We start from the raw sequence: 5,023 nt of genomic DNA, 5'->3' as shown, positions 1-5,023 counted from the left end.
GGTTTTATGAACATGGTTTGGAACTTTGTCTCGTCAGGTGCAAGATGTGAGTCTAGGTAAGGGTGGAGCAAAATCCTTGTCTGGTTGCTGTATCTGGGCATTCTGGCGAGGGGGAATAGAGGCTAAGGCTCCAAGTTTTTCGATAGAGTCAAAGATGTGGTGAGTATCGTAGGCTCCATCAGCACTAACTTGTTCAATATTTCCTTTAACTCCTGAGATGAGATCGTCGAAAACCTCACAATCGGCCACATCGTTGCTGCTAAACACCGCGGTCACAATTTCTCTACTTCCTTCATTGACAGCTAAATGCAACTTTCTCCATGTTCGTCGCTGACACCAACCATGCTGTCTAACTTTCCATTCACCTTCTCCGTATACTTTCAATCCTGTGGAGTCCACTACGATGTGTCGTGCTTCAGGCGAATAGATCACGGGCATTTCCACTGTTACTGTTCTGAGACTACGGGATACCGTTGTGTGGTCTGGAACAGGCAAATCAATCAGCATCAAGTCAAACAATGATTCGAGAAAACCCTCAGCCTGTCGTCCTGGTAAGTTAAAAAGGGATTTTATTGTCTCTGTTGTAGCGCACCGCAAAGCGGATCTGGCTTCGCCAGATCGCCACATCAGTATAGAGAGGGGAAGCTCCACGTTTTCCTGTTTTCTTTGGATGAATCCAATTAGCGATCGCCTCTTCACTGACCCAAAAAGTGATACTTCCTCGCTGTTTAAGAGCAGCATCATATTCACTCCAGTTCCGAATACGGTAAGTTGTCTTGGACGGTTGACTCATTGATCGCTTTTCTACAGGGGGGTTTTAAGGATAGCACGCTTCTGTCAACCTGAGCTATTCATGCAACAAAGCCCTTTTTCATTGGTTTTTCTTTATCCTTACATTTATAAGTCTATTGTCCAAGCCATAGCATCCCAAAAACGAAGCTCATAAGCTTGAATGAGGCGAACACTCCTAGCAATTTTTTCTTGAGAAACTCCAGCCTCAAGACCGAGACTAATAGCCTTAATTATTGTTTCCTCATCAGTTGAAGATGATGCTTCAGCAAAAATATCGAAAAACCGAGTTTGTGAAGCACTAAATCCATAATGTTGCCGTAACACTTTACTCATCTTTTGGCAATTAGCTCCCCAAAGGGGAAAATTGACTCCTAAGCCAGCAACAATCTCGGCCAAAGAGGCATGAGTGGCTAAAGATGACATATAGAATCCATACCCTAAAGCATCTGGATCAGTTTCATAAGTTTCAAGAAACTCTTCACTCATTCCTAGTGTTTGTGCTAACAGCACTAAGGCATCAGAAGCCTCTATTTCTGAGTTAAGCATCATATCAAAATAATGTCTTAACTCTGTGTTGGCAAATCGTTGTTGCATCTGGGCATTAGCACCAACAATGCTGTGCATTAAATGATATTGATTACCAATAAATGAGCGCAGAACTGAGTGAGGTGTTTGCCCTTGCTCAAGACTATTGAGATAGGGGTGATTAAGGATTTTTTGCGCGACTTTTTGTTGGTTAGTCCGAATCTTTTCAAGTAAAACTTTAGCTGTGTGAGTTGTTAATTGATTATTAATTGATAAAGTAACCATTTTTCATCTCCTTCATTTAACTTTTCAAGATATTTTTAGACTAAACAATCCTGATGACAGGGAATCAACATTTTCATGACTTAGATGTGTCACTTGTTCTAAGTCGTTATAGAGTAGTATTTTTCTATTACCTAATCACTGAGTAGCAATCGCCCTTGCCCATCCCCGTCTATTCCTCGTTCAAATCCTCGATCCGCTTGCGGATCTGGCGGAGCCAGCTCGCAGCGATGACAAACGAAGCTGCTGGGTGATTGAGCATAGATTCAATTGCTACTAGATTCCTTGCTCCCAATGAGAATCATTATCTTATCGTCTTTTCAAGAGACTTCTCACCCTCAATGAATAACTTCAATGAAAGTCAAACCAATCATCCCCAGAACATAAAGTAACAGAACAAACGCTGAATCAATCCCCATTTTCCATACTTGGTGATTAGAGCGAAATAAGAGTCCAGTCAAATAAACGACTGTTAGCAGAATCCCTAAACAACTCAGATAGAGTTCTTGATGAGTAGCATTGGGCAAAATAGACTGACCTGATAAGAGGGAGGCTACCAAGAACAACACAGGAAGAAACCCATTGCCTCCAAAAATATCGCTAACCGCCATCTCATAATCCTCTAAACCCACAGAAGCTAACCCCGTGGCTATTTCCGGCAAAGATGTAATCATAGCTAAAACAGTGGCTCCAAATAATTGTCCACTAATTCCACTTCTGTTTGCAATTACATCACTACTAGGGTGTTGAAAATCGGCAAAAATGGCTAAAATTATTGTACACAACTTATATGTCCCTGGTTCTAAATGCCGGAGCATTTAGCTGCTGATGAAAAGCACAGTAGATAGCGAGGAGAAAAAGTTTATTTGCCAACTGTAGCAGCGAAAGGTTGCATTTTAGGCATGGATATTGTCAAAAATGCGGATACAGATTCTTTGACGAAGGGTTACTCAACTTTTGCCTCGGAAGTCAGCAATATTGACCCTAATTATTCCCCCCTTTCAGTCAATACAGATGGTTGGGAAGCTACTCAAAATGCTTGGAAAAACTTATTTCCTAATGTGTCCTTGGTTTTATGTTTTCTCCATCTAATTATAGGAATTAAAGACCATATAAGGCGAGATAAAGTATTATCAAAAAAAATAACAGACAAATTATGGAAGATTTATAAAGGGGCAAACAAGAGACAATTTTCTCAAAGATTACGAAGGTTTTGGGAATGGTCAATGAAAGAGATTATGCCCTCAAAAGTTCGCTCCAAGATTGAAAAAGCCAAAGCTAATTCTCATCAATATCAGCAAGGTTATAATTATTCCAAGTGTTACCGTACAAGCAATCAAATAGACCGAAAACATGAACTATAAAGACCGAATTCTCTTTCAAATGCAGTATTTTCATGGGTCAATTGATTCGGCAAGGTTATTTTTGCGGGCGATCGCGTTAATTTGGAATTTCCACCCCCATTGTCAGAAGACTTCCGCAAAATATAAAGGGTTAGGCCGATATTCTCCTTTTGAGAACATCAATTCATTCTATTACTCCTACAACTGGCTGGAAAATCTGCTCATTGCTGGCTCCATGAACGGTTGTCGGACTACTACATAAATATTTCAACTAAAACCGTTAGAACCAGGATAAATTATCTCCTAAAAAGAGCGTATTTTTCTGTGAAGTCGATAAAAATATATACTGTTTTTTTGCTTAATTCATCTTCTTAAAGGAACTCTATTCAAATGCAATTACCCTGGATAATAACCTTGACACAAAAGCTTTAGAAAAAGAAATAAACCATTTAGTTAAGCTTCAAGAAAATGACAGAATTAATTAACCTTTGATATCCGATAAAAAACTGCCTCTTGGGAGTGGAGCTATTGAAAGTTTAATTCGTCAAGCTATCAACTTAAGACTAAAAGGTAATGGAAAGTTTTGGATAAAGCATAATGCTGAAGCTATATTACACGCCCGTTGTCAGTGGCTATCTGGTAGGTAGTCTGAATTAGTTGATTCAATTTTAACGGCTCGAATTTATCCAGCTATTGAGTGATTTTAAATTCTGATTATTCTCTATCTTACTAATTATAATCATAAATTAATGACTTACATTTTAATAAAATATGGGTAGATTTTTGCTGTTTTTAAAGATTTTTTAATTCCTCAAATGGAAAGGATGGTTAAAAAACCTTTTTTTAAAGTCATCTGGGGCCATTCTCTGTGTTAACAGTGGTCAGGAGAGCTTCCTGTCCATCTGTGTCAAGCCCTTGTGTGGACTAGATTTTGTCGATGCGACATTTTTGCGTCGCTCCCTGTGTCACTTCCCATAGAGTGAGGTTAAACCAAGTCTCCGTTTTTTCTTGAACAAAAGTGTTTGTTTCGCCCAAGTGTTGGAATTGCGATCGCTTTTTATTGCCAGGGTTAGATTAGTGTAGATAATAATTAAGGATAAACCAGCATTAACTATTCAACTCAAGAAGTAATGGGATTTGGGTCTAATTGTAGGAGAAATTCCCTTTTCATCCACTCGATCTCCCCTACCAAAGTTTGCACCTGTGCCACCAATTCTCTGACCAACTTCGTTAAATCAATTTAATCTTATTTTTAAGAACTCATTTCTGACACTTTTTTTTCCAAAAGCTCTTAATAAGTTAAGCGCAGTCATTTTTACGGCGAGCGAAGATCCCAATGATGGGAGGATAATCCAAAAAAGCATCCCAGTAGCCCCGTTCAAAGTTTTTTCGTCCAGTTTCTGATAAAAATGGTTGATGCCATTCAAAAAGGTCAAAACCAGTTTGATAGAATATAGCTTCATGGTCTTCAGGCGCTATATAATAGTTCTTAAAACTAAATACAGTCCCATCTGGATTTTTCACATCATAGTTGATTGGCGTACCTTCTACTAACACCTGTGACTTCGTACTTTTCGACAAACCATATTTCTTGTAGGTCTCAAATTTTACCATCGGGTTCGCGGGATTATTGTTGATTCCAATAAAGCAACCACCCGGTTTTAAGTTAGAGAAAATACACCGACAAAACCGAGCTAATTCATCGCGTGTTTGAGCATAGTTGAGTAGATAACTGCCAAATACTAGATCAAACCTACCTAAATAAACAATTTTATTGACATCTCCCACTACATAGGCACAACCGAGAGGTTTTGCTCCTTCCTGTTGCCTAGCTAAGCGAATCATCTCTTGAGATATGTCTACTCCTACCACTGTTTTGGCTCCGAGCAACTTTAGTTTTCGACTGTAGAAACCCTCTCCACAACCTAAGTCTAACACTGTCTTGCCACGAATATCTCCGAGCAACTCCATCAGGGTCGGTAACTCTACATACTCGCGAAAAGGCAATTGTTTAGAAGCTTGATAGTCTAGCCTGCATTATTCATGAGAGAATTAAGAACAAGCATGAAAGCCTTATGCAA

General features: G+C 39.2%; 6 protein-coding genes and 1 pseudogene. 2 read left to right on the top strand and 5 right to left on the bottom strand.

The genetic code is table 11. From position 1 onward, the window contains the following. Positions 1-33 precede the first annotated feature (33 nt). The 4 genes from P9B04_RS14110 to P9B04_RS14095 all read right to left on the bottom strand — a co-directional run bounded on the left by P9B04_RS14110 (position 34) and on the right by P9B04_RS14095 (position 2,417). A complete protein-coding gene (locus tag P9B04_RS14110; RefSeq protein WP_342055625.1) occupies positions 34-627 on the bottom strand; it encodes an IS5 family transposase in 594 nt (197 codons plus the stop codon). Next, a complete protein-coding gene (locus P9B04_RS14105; RefSeq protein ID WP_342055624.1) occupies positions 557-793 on the bottom strand; it encodes a transposase in 237 nt (78 codons plus the stop codon). The genes P9B04_RS14110 and P9B04_RS14105 overlap by 71 nt, the downstream gene beginning before the upstream one ends. A gap of 104 nt (positions 794-897) precedes the next feature. After that, complete coding sequence (locus P9B04_RS14100) at positions 898-1,602, bottom strand: hypothetical protein (protein WP_342055623.1); 705 nt, start codon at positions 1,600-1,602, stop codon at positions 898-900. Positions 1,603-1,937: 335 nt separating this feature from the next. Then, complete coding sequence (locus tag P9B04_RS14095) at positions 1,938-2,417, bottom strand: hypothetical protein (RefSeq protein WP_342055622.1); 480 nt, start codon at positions 2,415-2,417, stop codon at positions 1,938-1,940. A 48-nt stretch (positions 2,418-2,465) separates the two neighbouring features. On the opposite strand from P9B04_RS14095, the gene P9B04_RS14090 reads away from it, so the two are divergent. Next, positions 2,466-2,963: a hypothetical protein gene (locus P9B04_RS14090; protein ID WP_342055621.1), complete on the top strand. Its 498-nt coding sequence runs from the start codon at positions 2,466-2,468 to the stop codon at positions 2,961-2,963. 470 nt (positions 2,964-3,433) lie between these two features. Next, positions 3,434-3,589 (top strand): annotated as a pseudogene (locus P9B04_RS14085) (ISLre2 family transposase); the annotation flags it as partial. Between the two features lie 652 nt (positions 3,590-4,241). On the opposite strand, the gene P9B04_RS14080 reads toward P9B04_RS14085, so the two are convergent. Further along, on the bottom strand, positions 4,242-4,949 hold the full coding sequence (locus tag P9B04_RS14080; RefSeq protein ID WP_342055620.1) for a class I SAM-dependent methyltransferase: 708 nt from the start codon (positions 4,947-4,949) through the stop codon (positions 4,242-4,244). Between the last annotated feature and the right edge of the window lie 74 nt (positions 4,950-5,023).

The organism is Crocosphaera sp. Alani8 (assembly GCF_038442745.1).
GTDB lineage: Bacteria > Cyanobacteriota > Cyanobacteriia > Cyanobacteriales > Microcystaceae > Crocosphaera.
Note: the sequence above shows the minus strand (reverse complement) of the source record. Positions and strands in the feature narration are given on the sequence as shown.

What these genes read in the sequence shown, in the direction of transcription:
- P9B04_RS14095 (WP_342055622.1), bottom strand. Translation starts at nt 2,417, where the DNA reads ATGCTCCGGCATTTAGAACCAGGGACATATAAGTTGTGTACAATAATT.
- P9B04_RS14105 (WP_342055624.1), bottom strand. Translation starts at nt 793, where the DNA reads ATGAGTCAACCGTCCAAGACAACTTACCGTATTCGGAACTGGAGTGAA.
- P9B04_RS14100 (WP_342055623.1), bottom strand. Translation starts at nt 1,602, where the DNA reads ATGGTTACTTTATCAATTAATAATCAATTAACAACTCACACAGCTAAA.
- P9B04_RS14110 (WP_342055625.1), bottom strand. Translation starts at nt 627, where the DNA reads ATGTGGCGATCTGGCGAAGCCAGATCCGCTTTGCGGTGCGCTACAACA.